The organism is Acidovorax sp. DMC1 (assembly GCF_056314325.1).
Genome location: NZ_JBQUYO010000004.1, coordinates 18,791 through 40,937 on the forward strand (window position 1 = coordinate 18,791; position 22,147 = coordinate 40,937).

17 protein-coding genes are annotated in these 22,147 nt (G+C 65.3%); 3 read left to right on the top strand and 14 right to left on the bottom strand.

What is annotated here, in order from left to right:
• Positions 1 to 7: 7 nt before the first annotated feature.
• The 12 genes from ACT531_RS10165 to apbC all read right to left on the bottom strand — a co-directional run bounded on the left by ACT531_RS10165 (position 8) and on the right by apbC (position 15,317).
• Positions 8 to 250, bottom strand: coding sequence for a hypothetical protein (locus tag ACT531_RS10165; RefSeq protein WP_015015426.1), 243 nt, complete (start codon positions 248 to 250; stop codon positions 8 to 10).
• Complete coding sequence (fdh3B, locus tag ACT531_RS10170) at positions 247 to 864, bottom strand: formate dehydrogenase FDH3 subunit beta (RefSeq protein WP_015015427.1); 618 nt, start codon at positions 862 to 864, stop codon at positions 247 to 249. The genes ACT531_RS10165 and fdh3B overlap by 4 nt, the downstream gene beginning before the upstream one ends.
• Positions 865 to 887: 23 nt before the next feature.
• A complete protein-coding gene (locus ACT531_RS10175) occupies positions 888 to 3,854 on the bottom strand; it encodes a formate dehydrogenase subunit alpha (protein ID WP_476017346.1) in 2,967 nt (988 codons plus the stop codon).
• 14 nt (positions 3,855 to 3,868) lie between these two features.
• Positions 3,869 to 4,078, bottom strand: a complete 210-nt coding sequence (locus ACT531_RS10180) for a hypothetical protein (protein ID WP_015015429.1) — start codon at positions 4,076 to 4,078, stop codon at positions 3,869 to 3,871.
• Positions 4,079 to 4,226: 148 nt separating this feature from the next.
• Positions 4,227 to 4,859 carry a TorD/DmsD family molecular chaperone gene (locus tag ACT531_RS10185; protein WP_060986376.1) on the bottom strand — a complete coding sequence of 211 codons (633 nt, stop codon included), beginning with the start codon at positions 4,857 to 4,859 and terminating at the stop codon, positions 4,227 to 4,229.
• Positions 4,856 to 6,925: a 4Fe-4S binding protein gene (locus tag ACT531_RS10190; RefSeq protein WP_476017569.1), complete on the bottom strand. Its 2,070-nt coding sequence runs from the start codon at positions 6,923 to 6,925 to the stop codon at positions 4,856 to 4,858. The genes ACT531_RS10185 and ACT531_RS10190 overlap by 4 nt, the downstream gene beginning before the upstream one ends.
• The gene (locus ACT531_RS10195; RefSeq protein ID WP_476017347.1) at positions 6,885 to 7,643 is read right to left on the bottom strand and encodes a DUF3306 domain-containing protein; all 759 of its coding nucleotides are present in this window, start codon (positions 7,641 to 7,643) and stop codon (positions 6,885 to 6,887) included. The genes ACT531_RS10190 and ACT531_RS10195 overlap by 41 nt, the downstream gene beginning before the upstream one ends.
• A complete protein-coding gene (locus ACT531_RS10200; protein WP_209818520.1) occupies positions 7,636 to 8,193 on the bottom strand; it encodes a DUF3305 domain-containing protein in 558 nt (185 codons plus the stop codon). The genes ACT531_RS10195 and ACT531_RS10200 overlap by 8 nt, the downstream gene beginning before the upstream one ends.
• 67 nt (positions 8,194 to 8,260) lie before the next feature.
• Positions 8,261 to 11,146 (bottom strand): formate dehydrogenase subunit alpha, encoded by a 2,886-nt coding sequence (fdhF, locus tag ACT531_RS10205; RefSeq protein WP_476017348.1) that lies wholly within the window; start codon positions 11,144 to 11,146, stop codon positions 8,261 to 8,263.
• Positions 11,143 to 13,041, bottom strand: coding sequence for an NAD(P)H-dependent oxidoreductase subunit E (locus ACT531_RS10210; protein WP_476017349.1), 1,899 nt, complete (start codon positions 13,039 to 13,041; stop codon positions 11,143 to 11,145). The genes fdhF and ACT531_RS10210 overlap by 4 nt, the downstream gene beginning before the upstream one ends.
• A 193-nt stretch (positions 13,042 to 13,234) precedes the next feature.
• Complete coding sequence (locus ACT531_RS10215; RefSeq protein WP_476017350.1) at positions 13,235 to 14,191, bottom strand: LysR family transcriptional regulator; 957 nt, start codon at positions 14,189 to 14,191, stop codon at positions 13,235 to 13,237.
• A gap of 34 nt (positions 14,192 to 14,225) precedes the next feature.
• A complete protein-coding gene (apbC, locus tag ACT531_RS10220; protein ID WP_015015437.1) occupies positions 14,226 to 15,317 on the bottom strand; it encodes an iron-sulfur cluster carrier protein ApbC in 1,092 nt (363 codons plus the stop codon).
• Positions 15,318 to 15,439: 122 nt separating this feature from the next.
• On the opposite strand from apbC, the gene ACT531_RS10225 reads away from it, so the two are divergent.
• Positions 15,440 to 16,012, top strand: coding sequence for a restriction endonuclease (locus tag ACT531_RS10225; RefSeq protein WP_295937908.1), 573 nt, complete (start codon positions 15,440 to 15,442; stop codon positions 16,010 to 16,012).
• Between the two features lie 239 nt (positions 16,013 to 16,251).
• On the opposite strand, the gene ACT531_RS10230 is transcribed toward ACT531_RS10225, so the two are convergent.
• On the bottom strand, positions 16,252 to 17,226 hold the full coding sequence (locus ACT531_RS10230; RefSeq protein ID WP_476017570.1) for an IS5 family transposase: 975 nt from the start codon (positions 17,224 to 17,226) through the stop codon (positions 16,252 to 16,254).
• Between the two features lie 163 nt (positions 17,227 to 17,389).
• On the opposite strand from ACT531_RS10230, the gene ACT531_RS10235 reads away from it, so the two are divergent.
• Positions 17,390 to 18,661: a patatin-like phospholipase family protein gene (locus ACT531_RS10235; RefSeq protein ID WP_476017351.1), complete on the top strand. Its 1,272-nt coding sequence runs from the start codon at positions 17,390 to 17,392 to the stop codon at positions 18,659 to 18,661.
• A 19-nt stretch (positions 18,662 to 18,680) separates the two neighbouring features.
• Here ACT531_RS10235 and ACT531_RS10240 read toward each other — a convergent pair whose 3' ends face one another.
• Entirely contained in the window at positions 18,681 to 19,820 is a 1,140-nt protein-coding gene (locus ACT531_RS10240; RefSeq protein ID WP_476017352.1) for an SMP-30/gluconolactonase/LRE family protein, read from the bottom strand.
• A 174-nt stretch (positions 19,821 to 19,994) separates the two neighbouring features.
• Between ACT531_RS10240 and metG the strand changes: the two genes are divergently transcribed.
• On the top strand, positions 19,995 to 22,088 hold the full coding sequence (metG, locus tag ACT531_RS10245; protein WP_476017353.1) for a methionine--tRNA ligase: 2,094 nt from the start codon (positions 19,995 to 19,997) through the stop codon (positions 22,086 to 22,088).
• Positions 22,089 to 22,147: the final 59 nt, after the last annotated feature.

Below are 22,147 nucleotides of genomic sequence, written 5' to 3' on the forward strand. Positions count from 1 at the left end.
GTGGACCTCACTTCGCCTGGGTGCGGGTGTATTCGTTCTGGCCGTACTGCTGGCGCGCTTTCAACTGCGCTTCCCAGCTGGATTTGTCACCGGCTTTCCAGCCAGGCTGCGTGAAGTTGCTGCCAGTGCCCGCGTAAGGCGGAGCATCGCTGCGGATGCCCATGCCGGTCTGCGGTTTCTCGCCGCAGGCTGTGAGTGCCAGGGCGGCCACCGCAGCGGCCAGGGTCAGGTGTACGGTGCGCTGCATCATGACTTGCCTCCTGCAGGCTGGCCTGCCTGTTGAGAGCCGTAGGCCGTGCCCCAGCCCCACACCTCGGCACCCTTGCCGCGCTGCACCACGCGGTTGCGGAAGATGTCCGCCACCACATCGCCATCACCGGCCAACAGGGCCTTGGTCGAGCACATTTCGGCGCAGGCGGGCAGTTTGCCCTCGGCCAGTCGGTTGCGGCCGTATTTTTCAAACTCGGCCTGGCTGCCGTGGGTCTCAGGGCCACCGGCGCAGAAGGTGCACTTGTCCATCTTGCCGCGCACACCAAAAGTGCCGGATGCAGGGAACTGCGGTGCGCCAAAGGGGCAGGCATAGCTGCAGTAGCCGCAGCCGATGCACACGTCCTTGTCGTGCAGCACCACACCCTCTTCGGTGCGGTAGAAGCAATTGACGGGGCAAACCGCCATGCAGGGTGCATCGCTGCAATGCATGCAGGCCACCGAGATGGACTTCTCGCCCGGCACACCGTCGTTCAGTGTGACCACGCGGCGGCGGTTCACGCCCCAGGGTACTTCATGTTCATTCTTGCAGGCGGTCACGCAGCCGTTGCACTCGATGCAGCGCTCTGCGTCGCAGATGAATTTCATTCGTGCCATGTGTGTCTCCTTGCGTGGCGCGATCAGGCGCGTTCCACGTTGCAGATCGTGGTCTTGGTTTCTTGCATCATGGTCACGCTGTCGTAGCCATAGGTGGTGGCGGTGTTCACGGCTTCACCGCGCACCACGGGCGCTGCGCCCTTGGGGTAATACGCCAACATGTCCGTCCCTTGCCAGCGGCCCGAGAAGTGAAACGGCATCCACACCGTGTCGGGAGCCACACGCTCGGTGACCAGCGCCTGCACGTTGATGCGGGCGCCCGTGGGCGAACTGAGCCACACGCGCTCGCCGTTGCGAATGCCCCGGTCCGCAGCGGTCTTGGGGTTGATCTCGACAAACGATTCCTGCTGCAACTCTGCCAGCCAGGGGTTGGAGCGGGTTTCCTCGCCGCCGCCTTCGTACTCGACCAGACGGCCCGAGCTCATGATGAGCGGGAACTTCTCGCTCACCTTGTCAGCAATGTTCTTTTCCTGCACGGTCTTGTAGAGCGTGGGCAGGCGCCAGAAGGCCTTCTTGTCGTCGTGGGTCGGGTACTTGGCCATGAGGTCCGGTCGCGTTCCATACAGGGGCTCGCGGTGCTGCGGAATGGCATCAGGGAAGTTCCACACCACGGCGCGCGCCTTGGCGTTGCCAAAAGGATGGCAACCATGCTTCAGGGCCACACGGATGATCGCGCCGGTGGGGTCGGTCTTCCAGTTCTTGCCTTCGGCCTTGGCCTTCTCGGCATCGCTCAGGTCGTCCCACCAGCCCAGCTTTTTCAGCAGCACATGGTCGAACTCAGGGTAGCCCGTGGTGATCTCGCAGCCCAGCGAATGCGAGCCGTCTTCGGCCAGCAGGTTGACGCCGTCTTTTTCCACCCCGAAGTTCGCGCGGAAGTTGCCACCACCATCCATCACGTGCTTGGAGGTGTCGTACAGGTTAGGCGAGCCGGGGTGCTTGAGCTCGGGCGTGCCATAGCAGGGCCAGGGCAGGCCAAAGTAGTCGCCGCCAAAGTCGTAGCCGGTTTCCTTGTCCTTACCGCCCTTGGCCTTGAGGGTCTTCACGTCGAACAAGTGCATGTTCTTCATGTGGGCCTTCAGGCGCTCAGGGCTTTGGCCGGTGTAGCCAATGGTCCAGACCGACTTGTTGATTTCGCGCAGGATGTCCTCGGGCACGGGCTCGTCCATGCCCTTGACCTTCTGCATCTTGTAGTTCTTGCACAGCTCATCGGCAAAGCCGAGCTTTTGCGCGAACTGGTACATGATCATGTGGTCAGAGCGGCTCTCCCACAGCGGCTCGATCACCTTCTCGCGCCACTGGATGGAACGGTTGGAGGCCGTACACGATCCGCTGGTCTCGAACTGCGTGGCCGCTGGCAGCAGGTACACCGCGCGGTTGGGGTTCAGGTCCTCGGCCTTGCCGGGCATGGCGGCCATGGCGGCGGTGGCCGATGGATAAGGGTCCACCACCACCAGCAGGTCCAGCTTGTCCATGGCGCGCTTCATTTCGAGACCGCGGGTCTGCGAGTTGGGCGCATGGCCCCAGAAGAACACGCCGCGCAGGTTGGAATCCTGATCGATCAGCTCGTTGTTCTCCAGCACGCCATCGATCCAGCGCGACACGGTGATGCCGTTCTTGGTCATCATCGCGGGCGATGCGTACTGCTTCTTGATCCACTCGAAGTCCACACCCCACACGTTGGCGAAGTGCTTCCACGAACCCTCGGCCAGGCCGTAGTAGCCGGGCAGCGAGTCGGGGTTGGGGCCGACGTCGGTCGCGCCCTGCACGTTGTCGTGGCCACGGAAAATGTTGGTGCCGCCGCCGCTCTTGCCAACGTTGCCCAGGGCCAGTTGCAGGATGCACGATGCACGCACCATGGCGTTGCCGATGGTGTGCTGGGTCTGCCCCATGCACCAGACGATGGTGCCGGGGTTGTTGTCGTGCAGCATCTTGGCGACCTTGAACATCTGGTCTTCCTTGACGCCGCAGGCCTCTTCCACCTTGTCCGGGGTCCACTTGGCCAGCACTTCGTCGCGCACCTTGTCCATGCCATAGACACGGTCGTTGATGTACTTCTTGTCTTCCCAGCCGTTCTTGAAGATGTGGTACAGCAGACCGAACAGGAACGGAATATCGGTGCCCGAGCGGATGCGCACGTACTCGTCGGCCTTGGCCGCTGTACGGGTGAAGCGCGGATCTACCACGATCATCTTGCAGCCGGTTTCCTTGGCGTGCAGCATGTGCAGCATGGACACCGGATGGGCCTCGGCCGCATTGGAGCCGATGTACAGAGCGACCTTGCTGTTCTGCATGTCGTTGTACGAATTGGTCATGGCGCCATAGCCCCAGGTGTTCGCCACACCTGCCACCGTGGTCGAGTGGCAAATGCGCGCCTGGTGGTCGCAGTTGTTGGTGCCCCAGAAGCTCACGAACTTGCGCAGCAGGTAGGCCTGTTCGTTGTTGTGCTTGGACGAGCCCACGAAGTACACGCTGTCAGGGCCGCTGGCCTTGCGCAGCTCCTGCATCTTGGCGGTGATCTCGTTCAGTGCCGTATCCCAGCTGATGCGCTCGTACTTGCCGTTGACGAGCTTCATGGGGTAACGCAGGCGGTACTCGCCGTGGCCGTGCTCACGCAACGCCGCGCCCTTGGCGCAGTGTGCGCCAAGGTTGATGGGCGAGTCGAACACCGCCTCCTGGCGCACCCACACACCGTTCTCAACCACCGCATCCACGGCGCAACCCACCGAGCAGTGGGTGCACACGGTGCGGCGCACTTCGATCTTGCTGTCGCCGATGCCAACCTTGGCACCTTCAGCGGCGTTGGATTTCTTGACCAGCGTGAGCTGGGACGCGGCGATGCCCACGCCCACCCCCAGACCGGAGCGACGCAGGAACGAGCGGCGGTCCATGGTGGGCAGGGCCTGCGACAGGCCACGGCGCAGGCTGTGCACAAAAGGCGACGCAGAGCTGTTGCCCTGCACGGAATGGGAAGACTTCTTGGTTAGCAACATGGCGTGCCCCGATGTCAGAGTTGGGTGGTCTTGTAGTACTGCTTCACGCGGGCAGACAGGTGATAACCACCGCCCTTTTCGGGTGCGACGCGCGCGGGTTCGGACACCACGGCATCGGACGGAGCCACTTGGGGAAGGGCCACCACGGCTGCTGCGGCAGCGCCTACGGTGGCAGCACCGGAGAAGAAGCTCCGGCGGGAGGAATTTGGCTGGCTGTTCTGCATGCTTGTCTCCAGAAAGGCTGGCAGCTATGAAACGGAATTCATACAGTCTATGTCAGTGTGTAAAAACCCGCCATCGGGCTTTACAACTCCCAGTAACACACTCATCTTTTGTAGCGGTCGAACTAGGGTTTACGAGCACTCCCAGGGATCAATCCAACATGTCGAAGCCTTGGGTCTCCACCGACACAAAGGCCCGCGTGAAGTGCGCCACAGCCGCATAAAACCGTGCTTGTGGCTGTGCAGCCAAGGCATCGCAGAGTTGCAAAACCCAGGGCTGCAGATGCGTTGAAAAAAATTCACGCTGGGATGTCAGGTTGCAGACAGCTACATCATCTCCCGCGATCAAGTAGCGCATCACCTCCAGCAGGTAGGCCACATGGTCCTCGGTCTCGGGCATGACCTCATCCCGCGCCAGGCCCAGTTGCTGCAGATCGGTGCGCAGGCGCGCCAGCGGCTTTTCATTGAGAAACCCGCTGAGGTAGTGCGAGCCGTACAGAAACACTTCAGGCTTGCCCACGCCGCCAAACAGCCGATCAAACTCCTGCGCAATCTCAGCGTCGCTGAGCGCACGCGACGCTGCCACGAGTTGCTGCCAGGGCTCCTGCAAAAAGCCCCCGCTGGCGGGCGCCTCGGTCACGGCCACGCGCAAGGCGGACAACAGCTCCGGGCTGGGCGCCGCGTAATACAGCTGCGATAACAAACCGTACAGCTCGGCGCGGGCGGTTTCCTCATCGAGCGCAGAGCTGCCGCCCAGGGGAGTCAAGGTGGATGAGGCGCTCACAGGTCGGTCACTTTCGTCTCGTTTTCTGCGGAATACAGGTCGATCACACGGCAGTCGCTGCACATCTTCAAGCGCTCCAGCGCCTCGCCCTGGAACATGGGGTGGCCCGAGAGCTTGCCGAGCATGGCCTCGATGGCTTTCACCGTGCCAAAGGGTTTGCTGCAACGCACACAGGCCCAGGGCTTGGCCTCGTTGAGCACCCGCAGTTGCGCGCGCTCGGGCGTGAGCAGCAGGCGCGGTTGCAGGGTGATGGCGTCTTCCGGGCAGGTGGTGGCGCACAGGCCACACTGCACGCAGTTCTTTTCGATGAAGCGCAATTGCGGCAGCTGCGGGTTGTCCTGCAGCGCACTGGCCGGGCAGGCGCTCACACAGCTCAGGCACAGGGTGCAGCGGTCCTTGTTGACCTCGATGGTGCCCAGAGGGGAGCCCACCGCGGGCAGCGCAATAGCCACAGGCCGCTCGGCCACGGGCATGGGGGCTTGCTCCGTCAGATGGTCGAGCGCCATCTCCAGCGTGCTGCGTTTCTCTTGCGCCACCGCAAAGCGGGCCGCCACGGCCGGGGTCTTCTGGCGCGTCTGGCCCAAAGCCTGCAGTGCCGCGTCCAGCGCGGTGGGGTGGTTGGCGCGCAGCAACTGCACATGGGTGCCGGTGTAGCCCAGGCCCCGCAGGATGGCCTGCGCCACATCCATTTGCGCCTGCAGGCCATCGAGGTACTGCGGGGCTTCTTCGTCGGTGCTCAGCACCACCACTTGCGAGGCGCCGTAGGCGATGGCACTCAGCCACAGGTCCACGCCGGTGCTGGCTGTGTGCCACAGCGCCACCGGGATCACATTGGCAGGCACTCCGTGCGCCAGCTTCAGTTGGGCGGCACGGCCGAGTTCTTCGACCAGCGACTGGCCGCGCTCCTGGCTGTGCAGCAGCACCACCGCATCCTTGCCACCGGCAGCCGCGTAGGTGGACAGCAGCGTCTTGAGCTTGGTGCCCTGATCCGTTGCGCTGGGGTAGGCATAGGTCAGCGCGCCCGTGGGGCACACGGTGGTGCAGGCACCGCAGCCCACACACAGGTTGGGGTTCACCTTGATTTGCTGACGGCTCTTGTCGCTGGCGATGGCCTCGGCCGAGCAGATGTCCACGCACGCATTGCAGCCCACGGTTTCGTTGCGGCTGTGGGCGCATAGCTTTTGTTTGTAGGCAAAAAACTTGGGCTTCTCGAACTCACCCACCAGCTCGCGCAGCTTGAGCAGCGTGCCCAGGTCCCGCCCGTCCCAGCGCAGGTAACCCTGCGGCAGCGCATGCTGCAAAAAGGTGGGCGTGGCGGTGGGCGCACGCAGGTCCAGCACCAGGTCAAAACGCTCGGTCTGCGCCGTGGCATCGCGAGTGAAGTCGATAGCCCCAGCGACCTGACACACCTTCACGCAGGCGCGGTGAGACTGGCAGGCGGCCAGGTCGATCTGGTAGTCGAGGCCGATGGCATTTTCAGGACAAGCCGCCACGCAGGCGTTGCAGCGGGTGCACAGGTCCAGGTCGATGGGGTTGTCGGCCGACCACTGCAGCTCGAACGCGCCCAACCAGCCCGTGAGGCCCGTGATGCGACCACCCAGCACCGGATAGCGCCGCGCCTGGGCGCCGCCGGCATTGCCGGGGCCTTGGGTGAACAGCGTCACATCGAGCACATCCGACACCAGGGCAGCGGCCTGCTCGGCCTGGTCCAGCGGGCCGATGATGAGCAAGCGGCCCGTGCTCTTGTAGGTGACCGTAGGCACGGGTGGCGGGTCGGGCAGACGCGCGGCTGCCAGCAGGGCGGCGATCTTGGGGCTGGCCTTGGCGGCATCGCGGCTCCAGCCCCCGGTTTCGCGGATGCTCACAAACCGGATGGGCGACACCGCCCCTTCGGTCTGCTGGCCCAGGTCGCCAAACAGGCGCTGCTCCTGGGTGCAGGCCACCACCACGTCCTGCCCGGACTGGATGGCCTTTTGGAACGCCCCTGCGTCGCGCCGGCACAGGGTGGAGTGAAGGGTCAGGTCTTCATGCAGTGCCTCGCCCAACGCCTTGGCGTTGAGGGGCATCGTCTGGTTGCAGTCGCAAATGAGCGTCGTGGTCATTGTGGGTATGGCTGGCTGGCGTGACCACCGCATCCTGGGCAGGGCGCGGGGCCACCTCAGGCTCGCTGGAAGGAACGCTAGGAACAGCGTTGCATACCCGGGACTGTGCCACGTCTGCGGGGCCTTGCGCCTCCGCATCATCCCGAGGCTGACTGGCCGGCGGGGATATTGGGGCCGCAGCAGCCGCATCCGGCGCCTGATAGCCCGGCAGACCGGGTGCAGCGGCCGATGCCTTTTTCTCGTGGTCAAAGAAGCCGAGCGCATGTGCGCTGGCCATCTTGCGCAGCATGCCTGCGGGCAGCGGGTCGGGCTGGGTGTAGTCGCCGACGTAGATGTCCAGACCGTCCATCACATTGAAGTGCGGGTCGGCAAACAGCTTCTTCATGGCCAGGTTGCGCACCTCGGGCGACACCGCGCGGGACACGAAGGGCTTGAAGTCCGATGCGGGGGTGAGCGCCTCGGCATCCGCCAGCGTGGGCGGTGGTGGCGAATCGGGTGCCGGGGTGACGGGGGGAGCTGGTGCAGCCGCAGCCGCAGCCACTGGCGCTGGCGCTGGCGACGGGCTTGGAGGCGCTATCTGCGGTGCAGGGGTGCGTGCAGGCGGCGGAGGGTCCTGCACAGGCTTGCCCGCCTGCACATCCTGCTTGCGGCGCGACCAGCGCCCGAGGAATCCATCAGCCATGGCCGCCTCCTCCGCCCCCGCCACGGAGCTTCTCGGTGGACACCGAGGCCGGGTTGCCAAAGCGGTCCTGCAAGGTGCGGAAGCTGTCCGGACGCTTGCGGCGCTTGGGCTCGGGCTGGTAATGCTCGGCCACAAAGGCACGCAGCGCCTCCACCACCTCGGGGTCGGCAGGCACCTGCTCGACCGTTTCCTGAGCGTCCAGCCAGCGGCCTGCGTCGTGATAGCTCAGGCTCACCGCCACGGGACGGGCCAGGGGGATAGCGCCGGTGCCCGTGTCTTCATCGCGCCGCCACATCACAAACCAGCAGGGAGCCGGGGAAGTGAGGTTGAGGTGGTAGCCCTCGGCATCGTCGCGGAATAGCTCCACACGAAAGCCGGGGAACAACCAGCGCTGCTCGCGCTCGTCCTGGATCAGCGGCCGGGGTTCGCTGCCGAAGGTGGGCTCGTGGACCACCACCTCGGCCAGCGACCACCGCCACGGCTGCCAGCGGTTGTCGATGTGCTCGCACCGCATGATCACGGCAACGTCGGTGTAGGGGCGCTCTGTCATGGGCGCTGACTGTACCCCCGGAGCCGCGCCATCGGCGGCAATGCCCGTAAAGCCCCCTTGCGCACCGTCAGCTTGCAGCGACTTCCAGCCGCTCCACGGCCACCGCGCAGTACTTGAACTCCGGAATCTTGCCAAACGGGTCCAGCGCCGCATTGGTCAGCAGATTGGCCGCTGCCTCCACGTACGCAAACGGCATGAACACCGTGCCACGCGGCATGCCGTCGTCACGGCGCACACGCACCTGCACCCTACCGCGCCGGGAACGAATACCCACCAGCGACCCGGGCTCCACCCCCAGCCGCGCCAGCTCGTCGCCATGCAGCGACGCTGTGGCCATGGGCTCGATGGCGTCGAGCACGGTGCTGCGCCGCGTCATGCTGCCGGTGTGCCAATGCTCCAGTTGGCGGCCGGTGATGAGCACGAGCGGAAAGTCGGCGTCGGGCTTTTCGGCCGCCGGGATCACGCTGGCGGGCACCAGTTGCAGGCGACCCGTGGGCGTGGGGAATTTGTCGATGAAGACGATGGGCTGGCCGGGGTCGTCAGGCGTGAGGCAGGGGTAGGTCACGCTGGACTCGCGTTCCAGCCGGTCCCAGGTGATGCCCTCGATGCTCGCGTGCATGGCCTGGCGCATTTCGTCGTACACGGCGGCCACGCCGGACTCTTCACCCGCGTAGTTCCAGCCCAGTCCCATGCGCTGCGCGATCTGCTGAATGATCCACAGGTCCGGGCGCGCGTCACCCGGCGGGTTCAGCGCGCGGCGGCCCATCTGCACCATGCGGTCGGTGTTGCTGGCGGTGCCGGTCTTTTCGGGCCAGGCGCTGGCGGGCAACACCACGTCGGCCAGCCACGCGGTTTCGGTCAGGAAGATGTCCTGCACCACCAGGTGCGAGAGGCTCCCCAGCGCGTGGCGCGCATGGTTCAGGTCCGGGTCGCTCATGGCCGGGTTCTCGCCCATGATGTACATGCCGCGCACCTTGTGCGGGTCGCTGTCCGGCGCCAGGGCCTTGTGCATGATCTCGACCACCGTGTAGCCCGGCGCTTCATCGAGCTTGGTGCCCCAGAAGTTTTCAAACCACGCATGCGCCCCGGCGTTGTCCACGCGCTGGTAGTTGGGGAACATCATGGGGATCAGGCCCGCGTCGCTTGCGCCCTGCACGTTGTTCTGACCGCGCAGCGGGTGCAGGCCCGAGCCGGGCTTGCCGATCTGGCCCGTGACGGCGCACAGCGCGATCAGGCAGCGCGCATTGTCGGTGCCGTGCACGTGCTGGCTCACGCCCATGCCCCAGAGGATCATCGATGCCTTCGCCGTAGCAAACGCCCGCGCCACCTCGCGCAGCGTCTCGGCCGGGATGCCGCACACGGGCGCCATGGCCTCGGGGCTGCAGCCCATCACGTTGGCCTTGAGCGCCTCGAAGTTGTTGGCGCGGTCCTTGATGAAAGCTTCGTCCACCAGGCCCTCATCGATCACCGTGTGGATCAATGCGTTGAGCATGGCCACGTCGGTGTCGGCCTTGAACTGCAGCGTGCGCCACGCGTGGCGGCCGATGTCCGTCACGCGCGGGTCGGCCAGCACGATTCTGGCCCCGCGCTGGGCGGCGTTCTTCAGCCAGGTCGCGGCCACGGGGTGGTTGGCCGTGGGGTTGGAGCCGATCACAAAGATCAGCTCGGCATGTTCCACGTCGTTCACCGGGTTGCTCACTGCGCCCGAGCCCACGCCTTCGAGTAGCGCAGCCACGCTGGAGGCATGGCACAGCCGCGTGCAGTGGTCCACGTTGTTGCTGCCAAAGCCGGTGCGCACCAGCTTCTGGAACAGATAGGCCTCTTCGTTGCTGCCCTTGGCCGAGCCAAAGCCCGCCAACGCCTTGGGGCCGTGGGTGTCGCGCAGGTTTTTGAGCGTGCCAGCGGCAAGGTCCAGCGCCTCGTCCCAGGTCGCTTCGCGGAAGGTATCGCGCCAGTCGGCACCGTAGGGGCGCACCTCCTTGGGCACGCCGGGCTTGCGGATCAGCGGCACCGTCAAGCGGTCGGGGTGGTGGGCGTAGTCGAAACCAAAGCGCCCCTTCACGCACAGGCGGCCATGGTTGGCCGGGCCGTCGCGGCCTTCCACGCTGATGATTTTTTCATCGCGCACGTTGTAGGTGATAAGGCAGCCCACGCCGCAGAACGGGCAGACCGAATCGACCTTGCGGTCCACCGCCTGCGGGCCGATGTGCGTCTTGGGGCTGAGTGCGCCCGTGGGGCAGGCCTGTACGCATTCGCCACAGGCCACACAGGTGCTCTCGGCCATAGGGTCGTCCAGGTCGAAAACGATCTTGCTGTCCGCCCCACGCAGCGCGTAGCCAATCACGTCGTTGACCTGCTCTTCGCGGCAGGCGCGCACGCAGCGGTTGCACTGGATGCAGGCGTCCAGGTTCACGGCCATGGCGGGGTGGCTGAGGTCAGGAGCGGGTTGCTCGCGGCGCAGGGCCTGGAGCGCGGGGCGCACGGTCACGCCCAAGCGATCAGCCCAGGCGCTCAGTTCACCGTGCTGCCCTACCGCTGGGGCAGCTTTTGAGTCCAATTCACCTGTAGCGCTAGATACACATGCGCTTCCAGCTATCAATTCAGGAGTATCTGACTGGTCATCATTCCATTGATAGCCCACGTCCGGCATGTCGGACAGCAGCATCTCCACCACCATCTGCTGGCTTTTGCGGGCGCGGGGGCTGGCCGCCTGCACTTTCATGCCTTCGGTGGGCGCGCGGCAGCAGCTGGGGGCCAGCGTGCGCTCGCCCGCGATCTCGACCACGCAGGCGCGGCAGTTGCCGTCGGGGCGCAGGCCATCGGTGTAGCACAGGTGCGGAATCTCCACGCCGTGGCGCTGCGCGGCTTTCAAAATGGTTTCGCCAGGCTGAGCGGTAACGGGCTGGCCGTCCAGCTCAAAGGCCACTCCGCCGGTGTCGTGCAAGGCGCTCATGGCTGGCCTCCTTGGGGCAGTTGCTCCGCCAGCGGGCTGTTGCGCGGCTTGGGCAGGTCGCCCGGCCAGGGCCCCTCGCCCACCTCATGCGCAAAGTATTTGTGGATGCAGCGGATGGGGTTGGGCGCTGCCTGCCCCAGGCCGCAGATGGACGCATCGCCCATCACCTGCGCCAGGTCGTCCAGCAGCTCTTCGTCCCACTGCGGCGCTTGCATCAGCGTGGCTGCCTTGGCCGTGCCCACGCGGCAGGGCGTGCACTGGCCGCAGCTTTCATGTTCAAAAAAGCGCATCACATTCAGCGCGGCATCGCGCGCGCGGTCGTGCTGGCTGAGCACGATGACGGCGGCCGAGCCGATGAAGCAGCCGTAGGGCTGCAACGTGTCGAAGTCCAGCGGAATCTGGTTGAGGCTCGCGGGCAGGATGCCGCCCGACGCGCCGCCGGGCAGGTAGGCATACAACTCGTGGCCGTCCAGCATGCCGCCGCAGTATTCGTCGATGAGTTCCTGCACCGTGATGCCCGCAGGCGCGAGCTTGACGCCCGGGTGCTTCACCCGGCCGCTCACGCTGAAACTGCGCAGCCCCTTGCGGCCATTGCGGCCAAAGCTGGCAAACCACTGCGGGCCGCGCTCGATGATGTCGCGCACCCAGTACAACGTCTCGAAGTTGTGCTCTAGCGTAGGCCGCTCAAACAGCCCCACCTGCGCAATGTAGGGCGGGCGCATGCGGGGCTCGCCGCGTTTGCCTTCGATGCTCTCGATCATCGCGGACTCTTCGCCGCAGATGTAGGCGCCTGCGCCCCGGCGCAGCTCGATATGGGGCAGCGGGCACGGCGGCTCGGCACGCAGATCGTCCAGGGCGCGCTGCAGCAATGCGCGGCAGCCGTGGTACTCGTCGCGCAGGTAGATATAGATGGCCTCGGTGCCCACCACCTGGGCGGCGATGAGCACGCCTTCCAGAAAGCGGTGCGGGTCGCGTTCGAGGTAGGTGCGGTCCTTGAAGGTGCCGGGCTCGCCTTCATCAATGTTGACGGCCATCAGTCGTGGCGCAGGCTGGTCCCGCACGATGCGCCACTTGCGCCCCGCCGGGAAGCCCGCGCCGCCCAGGCCGCGCAGGCCTGAATTTTCCATGGCGGCCAGCACCGTCTCGGCATCCATCTCGCTGTTGACCAACGCGGCAGCCGTCTGGTAGCCGCCGTGGACGCGGTAGGTAGCCAGGTCGGTGTGGGCAGGGCTGATTTCACCGGGCTGCGCAGGAACACCGGCTTGCGCCCACTGTGCAATATCAAAATTGATAGCTGCTCGCGCTTTTGGATGCTGGGCTAGCACCCGATTTGGCTTCAAACGGGCGGTATCCAGCACGGCATCGACGGTGGCGTTGGGCACCGGGCACTGGTGCACCACCGCCACGGGTGCCTGCTCACACCGGCCCACGCAGGGCACAGCTTGAACTTGCACATCACCCTGCCCGGCGGCACGCAGGCGCTCGGGCAATGCGGCCAGCAGCTCACGCGCGCCCGCCAGGCTGCAGCTCAGGCTGTCGCACACGCGCAGCACCAGGCGTGGGGCCTGGGAATCGTGCCCGCGCACGATCTCAAAGTGGTGATAGAAGCTCGCCACCTCGTACACCTCCGCCATCGGCAGGTTCATCTGCTTGGCGAGAGCCACCAGGTGCCGGTCGTGCAGCACGCCAAAGTGGTCGTTCAGGCGGTGCAGGTATTCGATGAGCAGGTCACGCCGAAAGCCGGTGGCCGGGCGCGGGCCCAGCAGTTGCGCCACCTCGGCCATGGCCGCGTCTTCGGGCTGGCGGCCCTTGAGGCGGCTTTTGCGGCGGATGCGTTCGCGCATGTCGTTGACGGACACGGCGGCGACGGTGGGGGCTTCGGGGGCAAGATGCATGGACCGGGGGCGTGGGGGCATTGATCGGGTTGTATGCAGGCACCTGCATAGGGTGCCCGGGCCGCCGCAGTGTGGGCCAGGGGTGCTGGCGGCGTCAAATTGCCGATGCACATTGGGCGATCACAAAAACAAATGAAACAGCCGCGTTAACAACGGCCTGTGAATCAGCCACCGCGACCCTTGCGGTCAGCGATCAATCAGCGACCAGAAGTCCACTGTGCGCTGCGGCGTGCTGCAGCCAATCCGCGTCCTGCGCCAGTGCCAGCGCGGCATCGAGGGCGCGCGTGGGCTGCACCTGCCGGTGCGACATGAATCCGATGGGCGTGGTAAGCACTGGAGCGGTCAAAGGCAGCGCCTCCAGCCCGTCATGGCCGCGCACGGCATCAACCAGCGCACCGGGCAGCACGCTGCACACGTTGCCCGCCACCACGCTCAGCGCCAGGGTCAGCACCGAATCGGTTTCCATGGCGGGCATGACCATGGCGCCTGCAGCGCGGAAGGCGCCATCGACCAGGCTGCGGTTGTGCATCTCGGGGGTGAGCAGGCACAGCGGCAGCGCCGCCGCATCGGCCCAGGCCATGGGCGGGCCAATCTGCAACCCGCGCGGCGGCCCCTTTGGCGGCTGCGGCGCGCGGCGCAGCAGAAAGTAATGCTCCACATACTGCGGCCAGGCCCGCAGCGGGCCGCCGCGTGCGGGCATGCGTTCGGTGTAGCCCAGCGCCAGGTCTAGCGAAATGTTTTCCAGCCCCGCCTCCAGGGCCTGCGAGCTCATCGACAGCGCCACCGGCACGATGCCCGGGTGCCGCGCCTGCAATTGCGCCGCAAACCGCGCGAGGATGGGCATGGCAGTGGGCACGGCGCCCAGGCGCAGCGTGCCGCGCGGGTGGGCGGCGTCGCTGCTCAGGTCCTGCTGCAGCACCTGGTGCTCGTGCAGCATGCGCTGGGCGGTGGCCAGCACGCGCTCGCCCTCGGGCGTGAAGCCCTCGAAACTGCGGCCCCGGCGCACCACCACCACGCCAAACTCCTTTTCCAGCGCGCGCAGCGCGTTGGACAGGGCCGGCTGCGTGATATGGCAGGCCTGCGCCGCCCGGCCAAAGTGCCGGTGCTCGTGCAGCGCCACCAGGTAGCGCAGGGACGCGAGCAGGTTCATGGCGCGTGGGGGCGGCTCAGGCGGCTCGGGAGGATCAGGTGTTCTTGCTGATCGAAATGGTCGGGAACTTGCTGGAGAAGTCCTTGGCCTGCTGCGCGATCTTCACCGCCACATCGCGCGCCACCTTCTTGTAGATGGCCGCGACTTCGCCGTCGGGGTCGGCCACCACGGTGGGCTTGCCGCTGTCGGCCTGCAGACGGATGCTCATGTTCAACGGCAGCGCGCCCAGGTAGTCCATGCCGTAGTCAGCGGCCATCTTCTTGCCGCCATCAGCGCCAAAGATGTGCTCCACATGGCCACAGTTGCTGCAGACGTGGGCGGCCATGTTCTCGACGATGCCCAGGATGGGCACGCCCACCTTTTCGAACATCTTGATGCCCTTCTTCGCGTCGAGCAGGGCGATGTCCTGCGGGGTCGTGACGATCACGGCGCCGGTCATGGGCACGCGCTGGCTCAGCGTGAGCTGGATGTCGCCGGTGCCGGGCGGCATGTCGATAATGAGGTAGTCGAGGTCTTTCCAGTTGGTCTGGCGCAGCAGCTGCTCCAGCGCCTGGGTGGCCATGGGGCCGCGCCAGATCATGGCTTCGTCCTGGTCCACCAGAAAACCGATGGACATGACCTGCACGCCGTAGTTCTCCAACGGCTCCATGGTCTTGCCGTCGTCGCTTTCGGGGCGGCGGTTGATGCCCAGCATCATGGGCTGGCTGGGGCCGTAGATGTCGGCGTCCAGCACACCCACGCTGGCGCCCTCGGCGGCCAGGGCCAGAGCCAGGTTGGCGGCCGTGGTGCTCTTGCCCACGCCACCCTTGCCCGACGCCACGGCGATGATGTTCTTGACCTGGGGCAAGAGCTGCACGCCGCGCTGCACGGCGTGGGCGATGACCTTTGTGGTGATGTTGACCGACACGTTGTCCACCCCGGCCACGCCCTTGGCGGCGGCCACCAGCTGGCGGCGCAGCTCGGGCACCAGGCTCTTGGCGGGGTAGCCCAGTTCCACGTCAAACGCCACGTCGCCACCGGTGATCTGCAGGTTGCGCAGGGCGCGGGTGCTGACAAAATCCTTGCCCGTGTGGGGGTCCAGCACGCTGGAAAGTGCGGCCAAAAGGCCCTGTTCGGTGACTGACATTCAAATAACTCCTGTGGGGCCGGTAGTCTATTCCCAAGCTCCCGCCCCCTGCCGCTGAAGGACAATGCGCACCGCATTGCACCGTCGCACTCTTCCCCAAAAGGCCTCCCGTGAAATTCAAGATGTCCGAAAACTCCCTGTTTGCCGTCCTGCTGCGCTCGCCGTGGTGGATCAGCTTTGTGGTGGTGGGCCTCATCACGCTGGCGGCCGGGGCGTTGCTGCCCAAGGAGTACTTTGTGGTGGGCGCGCTGGCGGGCTTCCCCATCTTTGTGGTGGGCTGCATGGCCGCCTGGCGGCAGCTGCGCGCGCCCAACCCCGCCAAAGTCATGGAAATGCTGGAGGCCGTGGGCAGCATGCCCTGGCGCAGCTTTGCCGACACCCTGGCCACCGCCTGGGAGCGCGCGGGCTACAGCGTGGAGCGCCTGACCGGCAACAACGCCTCCGGGGCCGACATGCGCCTGAGCCAGGGCGGCAAGACCACGCTGGTCAGCGCCAAACGCTGGAAAGCGGCCACCCACGGGGTGGAGCCGCTGCGGGAGCTGCACACGGCCATGACCGCAGCCGATGCTTCAGCGGGCGTGTACGTGGCCGCCCTGGGCCAGGTCAGCGAGAACGCCCAGGCATTTGCCCGCGAGCACGGCATCGTGGTGCTGCAAGGTGACGCGGTGGCGCAGTTGCTGCTCAAGCAGCGTTAAGAGCGGCTAACAAAACTCTTCTGGCGTCGTTGCTGTGTCTTGTCGTACTGCTCGTACTGCCTGCGACACAGCGCCTAGCCAGAACCGCTTCGCTGAGTTTTGTTAGCCGCTCTAAGGCAACGCTGAACAAGCTGTCGTAACTTTCCATGCGGCACTGAACGACGCAGTTTTTCGGATGTTTTGGCCTCTCGCACCGCCCATTTGGGCAGTTCGCGGGCCTTCAGGCCCGATTCCCGCCCTTACGGGCGCACCTGTCCCAACACATGACTGCGGCACAGGTAAATGTTGGCCAGCGCCAGGGCCGTGAATGCGCGCGTGGCGTTCTTCTGCAGCCCGCGATAGCGCACCTTGGTGAACCCCCATAGCCGCTTGACCACGGCAAAGACATGTTCGAGCCGAGCACGCACCCGCGACTTGTTGCGGTTCTTGGCCCGCTGCACCTCATCGACCTCTGCCGCACGGCGCGTGCGCTGGTTGGTGAAGTCCTTGGCCTTGGGTGCCTTGCCCGCTATCAGTGCCTTCTGGCTGGCATAGGCTGAGTCGCCATAAACGCGCTGCTCGTTGCCGTGCAGCAAATCAGGCAGTGGATGTTTGTCGTACACGTTGGCCGCCGTGACCACCGCTCTGTGGGCCAGCCCGGTTTGGCTGTCCACACCGATGTGCAGCTTCATGCCGAAATACCACTGCTGGCCCTTGCGGGTCTGGTGCATCTCGGGGTCTCTGGCCTTGTCTATGTTCTTGGTGGAGCTGGGCGCACCGATGATGGTGGCATCCACGATGGTGCCGGTGTTGACCTTGATGCCGCGCGCCTGCAGTTCCTTGCCCACTCGTGCGAACAGAGCTTCGCCCAACTTGTTTGCATTGAGCAGCCGACGGAACCTGAGCATCGTGGTCGCGTCGGGCACGGGTTCACAGCCCAAGTCAATGCCGACGAAGCGACGCAGACTGGCACTGTCGTAGAGGGCTTCCTCACACGCCAGGTCGGCGAGATTGAACCAATGCTGGATGAAGTGGATGCGCAGCATGCGCTGCAGTCCAATGGGAGGACGCCCATTGCCGGCCTTGGGGTAGTGCGGTGCGATTTCTTCGCACAGCGCCGCCCAGGGCACCAGCGAATCCATAGTCTTGAGGAATTCGTCGCGCCGCGTAGGCTTACGGTGTTGTTCAAAGCCCAACTGCGCGTCGGCTGCCATAGCAAGGGTCTGCTGCTTCAGGGCCCAGTAATTTACCCAGGCTGGAGCAGCAGCGGAGACTTTTTCAGCATTGCCCTAAGCCGCCCCCAACCCCCTGTGGGGTGGCCCGCACATGCGGGTTTTCCCACATGAACGGCGCCGGGGTGCCCCTCCACACTGGAGGCCTCACACCCTCCGAGCGTCCATGCCCCCCACACCCTCCACCGCAGCCCCTGGTACCGAGCCCTCTGCACCCGCCACGGGCCTGCTGCTGACCGGCGGCGGTGCCCGTGCCGCCTACCAGGTGGGGGTGCTGGAGGCGATTGCCGACCTGCGCCAGGCCTGTGGCGAAGCGCACGGGCCCAACCCCTTTCCCATCATCACCGGCACCTCGGCGGGGGCCATCAACGCGGCCGCGCTCGCCTGCGGGGCGGACCACTTTGACCGCGCCGTGCGCCGCATTGCCCGCGTGTGGCGCCAGTTCCATGCCAGCCAGGTGTATGGCGCCGACTCGCTGAGCGTGATGCGCAGCGGTGCGCGCTGGCTCACGCTGGTGTCGCTGGGCTGGGCGCTGGCGCGCTGGCGGCGTATGCGCCCCAAATCGCTGCTGGACAACACGCCGCTAGAGAAGCTGCTGGTCAAGATGGTGCCGCTGGTGCGCCTGCCCCGGCTGATCCGCAAGGGGCATCTCACCGCGCTGGCCGTGACGGCGTCGAGCTACAGCTCGGGCGAGCACGTCACCTTTTTTGAAGCGACCACGCCCGTCAAGCCCTGGGTGCGTTCGCAGCGCAAGGCCGCCAGCGACCGCATCACGCACGAACATCTGCTCGCGTCCTCGGCCATTCCCTTCATCTTTCCGGCCAAGGGCATCGAGGTGGATGACCACATCGAATACTTTGGCGATGGCTCGATGCGCCAGTCGGCGCCCATCGCCCCGGCCATCCACCTGGGGGCCGAGCGAATCCTGGTGATCGGCGCAGGCCGCATGCACGAGCCCAAGGGCGACGCTGCCGCCAACCCCACACCCAACTACCCTACCCTGGCACAGATCGCGGGGCATGCGCTGTCCAACATCTTTCTGGACGCGCTGGCGGTGGACGTGGAGCGCGTGCAGCGCATCAACCAGACCCTGTCCCTCATCCCCGAAGAAAAGCGCCTGCACAGCGCGCTGCGCCCTATTGAGCTGCTGGTGATCGCCCCCTCCCAGCGCCTGGACGCAGTGGCGGCGCGCCATGTAGGCGACCTGCCCGGCCCTGTTCGCACCATGCTGGGCGCGCTTGGAGTCACCTCCAACATGGCCGATGTGCGTGGCGCGGCGCTGGCCAGCTACCTGCTGTTCGAGTCCGGCTACACGCAGGAACTGATGGCCCTGGGCCGGGCCGACACTCTGGCCATGCGGGCCGAGGTGTGCCGGTTTTTTGGGTGGACGGATACCGGTGCCGAGGTCAAGACCCGGCACCATGGGGAACCCGCCTGAAGCAGGCAGTGCGAGGGCCTCAAGGCTTCGGCAGCCACCCCAGCCCACGCGCGTGCAGGCTCTGCACATATAGCCGGTCGGCCGTCTCGGTGATGGCCGTGGTCTCCGGGTAGGCGCCGCTCGGGTCCTGCAGGTCGGCCACCACCTTACCGTCGTCGGTGAAAGCAATCACATGGCCGTAGGGCTGGGGGATGGGCCACAGCGCACGCGGCAGGCGCAGGGTGAGGCTGCGCAGCCAGGGCTTGCCCGCCATGTTGTCGATGACCGCACCGCGTGGCTTGGCAAAACCCAGCCACACCTTGCCGCCCTGCCCGCGCATCAGGTTGTCGGGGTAGCCGGGCAGGTTGTCGAGCAGCACGCGGGCCTGGGAGCTGGGCTGGCTGCCGGTGCGGCCATTGACCTGGCCGATGTCCAGATCATTCGCATCCACCGCAATCTTCCACACCCGGTATTTGCCGGTTTCGTTGACGAACAGGTGCTTTTCGTCCTGGCTCAGCGCCACGCCGTTGGCAAAGCTGATGCCGCGCGCCACCACGCGTGTGCTGCGCGTGGCGGGGTCGTATTCGATCACCCGGCCCGTGCTGGCCTGCTCCAGGATGTCGAGCACGCTGGCCTCAAACGTACCGCCCCAGTCCTTGGGGGCAAAGCGGGTGGAGGCATCGCTCAGGTACATCTTGCCGTTCTGGGCCACCACCACCGCGTCGGCATAGCGGATGGGGTCGTTACCCACCTTGTCGGCCAGCACGGTGAGCTTGCCGTCCGGTGCGATGGACAGCAGGCCCTTGACCGCATCGGCTGCGATCAGATTGCCCGCCGCATCAAAGTCAAACCCCAGCACCCGCCCGCCGGTATTGGCAAACACTTCCTGGCCCGAGCCGTCGGGGTTCATGCGCAGGATGTTGCCGCTGAGCACCGTGGTGTAGAGCTTACCGTCCTTGCCGAACGCAATGTGCTCCGGGCCCACCTCCCCCTTCAGGTCGATGATGTTCAGCCGCGCCAGGCGCTGGTTGGGCGCATGCACGCCCTGGTAGCCGGGGGCCACAGGCGCGGTCCATGCCACCGGCTGTATGGGCACGGGCCATGCCGCCAGATAGGCTGCCACCGCCACCACGGCGCCCCCCACGCCCCACCCTACTCGCTTTGCCCATGTGCCGGCCATGTGTTGTCTCCTGTTGATTGTTGGAATGCGGGGCATTGTGGCCCTGTCGGCGGGCTGAACGCACGCCCTGATTGGCACCTGCGCGACCCGGCCTTGGCGGATCAGAACCCGCAGCCGCCCAACGTGCTGCCGACCGCCTAAAATCGCGGGTTCCGCCTGAGAAAGCTGCTTTTCATGACGACCTCCGCCCGCAAACTCTTCGTTACCACCGCCCTGCCGTACGCCAATGGCAACTTCCACATCGGCCACATCATGGAATACATCCAGGCCGACATCTGGGTGCGGTTTCAGCGCATGCAGGGCAACGCGGTGAATTTTGTAGGCGCAGACGACACCCACGGCGCGCCCATCATGATTGCCGCCGAAAAGGCGGGCAAGACGCCCCAGCAGTTCGTGGCCGATATCGCAGCGGGCCGCAAGCAGTACCTGGACGGCTTTCATATCAGCTTTGACAACTGGCACAGCACCGACGCGCCCGAAAACCACGACCTGGCCCGCCAGATCTACCGCGACCTGCGCGACCGTGCTGACGGCAGCCTGATTGAGGTGCGCACCATCGAGCAGTTCTTCGACCCCGAGAAGAACATGTTCCTGCCCGACCGCTACATCAAGGGCGAATGCCCCAAGTGTCACGCCAAGGACCAGTACGGCGACAACTGCGAGGTGTGCGGCACCGTGTACGCCCCCACCGACCTGATCAACCCCTTCTCGGCCCTCTCCGGCGCCAAGCCCGAGCTTAAGCACTCCGAGCATTTCTTCTTCAAGCTCTCAGACCCGCGCTGCGTGGAGTTTCTGGAGAACTGGACGCAGGACGGCAAGCTGCAGCCCGAGGTGGCCAACAAGATCAAAGAATGGTTCACCGTCCGCACCAACCCCGATGGCACCACCAGCGAAGGCCTGGGCGACTGGGACATCAGCCGCGACGCGCCCTACTTCGGCATCGAGATCCCCGACGCACCCGGCAAATACTTCTATGTGTGGCTGGACGCGCCCGTGGGCTATCTGGCATCGCTGAAGAACCTGCTGGAAAAGCGCGGCGAGAGCTACGACGCCTACATGGCCGACCCGGCGATGGAGCAGTACCACTTCATCGGCAAGGACATCGTCACCTTCCACACCCTGTTCTGGCCCGCCATGCTGCACTTCAGCGGCCGCAAGACGCCCAACAACGTGTTCGTGCACGGCTTTTTGACGGTGAACAACGGCGAGAAGATGAGCAAGAGCCGGGGCACCGGCCTGGACCCGCTCAAGTACCTGAGCCTGGGCATGAACGCCGAGTGGCTGCGCTACTACCTGGCCGCCAAGCTGAGCGCGCGCAACGAAGACATCGACTTCAACGCCGAAGACTTCATGCTGCGGGTGAACAGCGACCTGATCGGCAAGTACGTGAACATTGCATCACGTGCCGCCAACTTCATTTCGAAGCATTTTGATGGTCAATTGAAGTTCACCGGTGATACGTCGTCCCTGACCCAGGGCGCCGAAGGCTCGGCATTTTTGGTCAAAGAAGCATACGAGAGCCGTGAGTACAGCAAAGCTCTCAGAGAGATCATGACCGTCGCGGACAGCTTGAATGCATCATTCGATGCAGCAAAGCCTTGGATCCTGGCTAAGGACGAGACAAAGCGCGAAGAGCTTCAAGACATCTGCTCTCGCGTTCTGCATGGATTCAAGCTTCTGTCGGTGCTTCTTGCCCCTGTACTGCCCGCACTCTCGGAGCGTGTTGCTAGAGAACTTTTCAAGCTGAACCGCTCATTTGAGTGGAGCGATGCATCGCCATTGCCCACGGAAATAGCTCCCTACCAGCACCTGATGCAGCGCGTGACGCCCGAGCAGCTTGAAGCACTGTTTGAGCCCCCAGCGCAAACAGAGCAAGCGCCAGCAGCTACTGAAACCGTAGCAACCCCTGGTGGTGAAGAACTCGCCCCCACGATCACCATCGACGACTTCACCAAGATCGACCTGCGCATCGCGCTGATCGTGAACTGCGAGCCGGTGGAAGGTTCCACCAAGCTGCTGCGCCTGACGCTGGACGTGGGCGAAGGCCGCATGCGCAATGTCTTCTCCGGCATTGCCAGCGCCTACAAGCCCGAAGACCTGGTGGGCAAACACACCGTGATGGTGGCCAACCTGGCCCCACGCAAGATGAAGTTTGGCGTGAGCGAAGGCATGGTGCTGGCCGCCAGTCATGGCGATGAAAAGGCCAACCCTGGCATCTACGTGCTCAACCCCTGGCCGGGCGCCACGCCGGGCATGAGGGTGCGGTAAGGCACGCAGGGCCGGCAAATACAGCGACGGTCAAGGTTACCGGGAGGCGCTGAGCCCCC

What these genes read in the sequence shown, in the direction of transcription:
- ACT531_RS10200 (WP_209818520.1), bottom strand. Translation starts at nt 8,193, where the DNA reads ATGACAGAGCGCCCCTACACCGACGTTGCCGTGATCATGCGGTGCGAG.
- ACT531_RS10215 (WP_476017350.1), bottom strand. Translation starts at nt 14,191, where the DNA reads ATGAACCTGCTCGCGTCCCTGCGCTACCTGGTGGCGCTGCACGAGCAC.
- ACT531_RS10210 (WP_476017349.1), bottom strand. Translation starts at nt 13,041, where the DNA reads ATGCATCTTGCCCCCGAAGCCCCCACCGTCGCCGCCGTGTCCGTCAAC.
- apbC (WP_015015437.1), bottom strand. Translation starts at nt 15,317, where the DNA reads ATGTCAGTCACCGAACAGGGCCTTTTGGCCGCACTTTCCAGCGTGCTG.
- ACT531_RS10180 (WP_015015429.1), bottom strand. Translation starts at nt 4,078, where the DNA reads ATGCAGAACAGCCAGCCAAATTCCTCCCGCCGGAGCTTCTTCTCCGGT.
- ACT531_RS10235 (WP_476017351.1), top strand. Translation starts at nt 17,390, where the DNA reads ATGCCCCCCACACCCTCCACCGCAGCCCCTGGTACCGAGCCCTCTGCA.
- ACT531_RS10165 (WP_015015426.1), bottom strand. Translation starts at nt 250, where the DNA reads ATGATGCAGCGCACCGTACACCTGACCCTGGCCGCTGCGGTGGCCGCC.
- ACT531_RS10190 (WP_476017569.1), bottom strand. Translation starts at nt 6,925, where the DNA reads ATGCCCCTCAACGCCAAGGCGTTGGGCGAGGCACTGCATGAAGACCTG.
- ACT531_RS10175 (WP_476017346.1), bottom strand. Translation starts at nt 3,854, where the DNA reads ATGTTGCTAACCAAGAAGTCTTCCCATTCCGTGCAGGGCAACAGCTCT.
- fdhF (WP_476017348.1), bottom strand. Translation starts at nt 11,146, where the DNA reads ATGAGCGCCTTGCACGACACCGGCGGAGTGGCCTTTGAGCTGGACGGC.
- ACT531_RS10195 (WP_476017347.1), bottom strand. Translation starts at nt 7,643, where the DNA reads ATGGCTGATGGATTCCTCGGGCGCTGGTCGCGCCGCAAGCAGGATGTG.
- fdh3B (WP_015015427.1), bottom strand. Translation starts at nt 864, where the DNA reads ATGGCACGAATGAAATTCATCTGCGACGCAGAGCGCTGCATCGAGTGC.
- ACT531_RS10240 (WP_476017352.1), bottom strand. Translation starts at nt 19,820, where the DNA reads ATGGCCGGCACATGGGCAAAGCGAGTAGGGTGGGGCGTGGGGGGCGCC.
- metG (WP_476017353.1), top strand. Translation starts at nt 19,995, where the DNA reads ATGACGACCTCCGCCCGCAAACTCTTCGTTACCACCGCCCTGCCGTAC.
- ACT531_RS10225 (WP_295937908.1), top strand. Translation starts at nt 15,440, where the DNA reads ATGTCCGAAAACTCCCTGTTTGCCGTCCTGCTGCGCTCGCCGTGGTGG.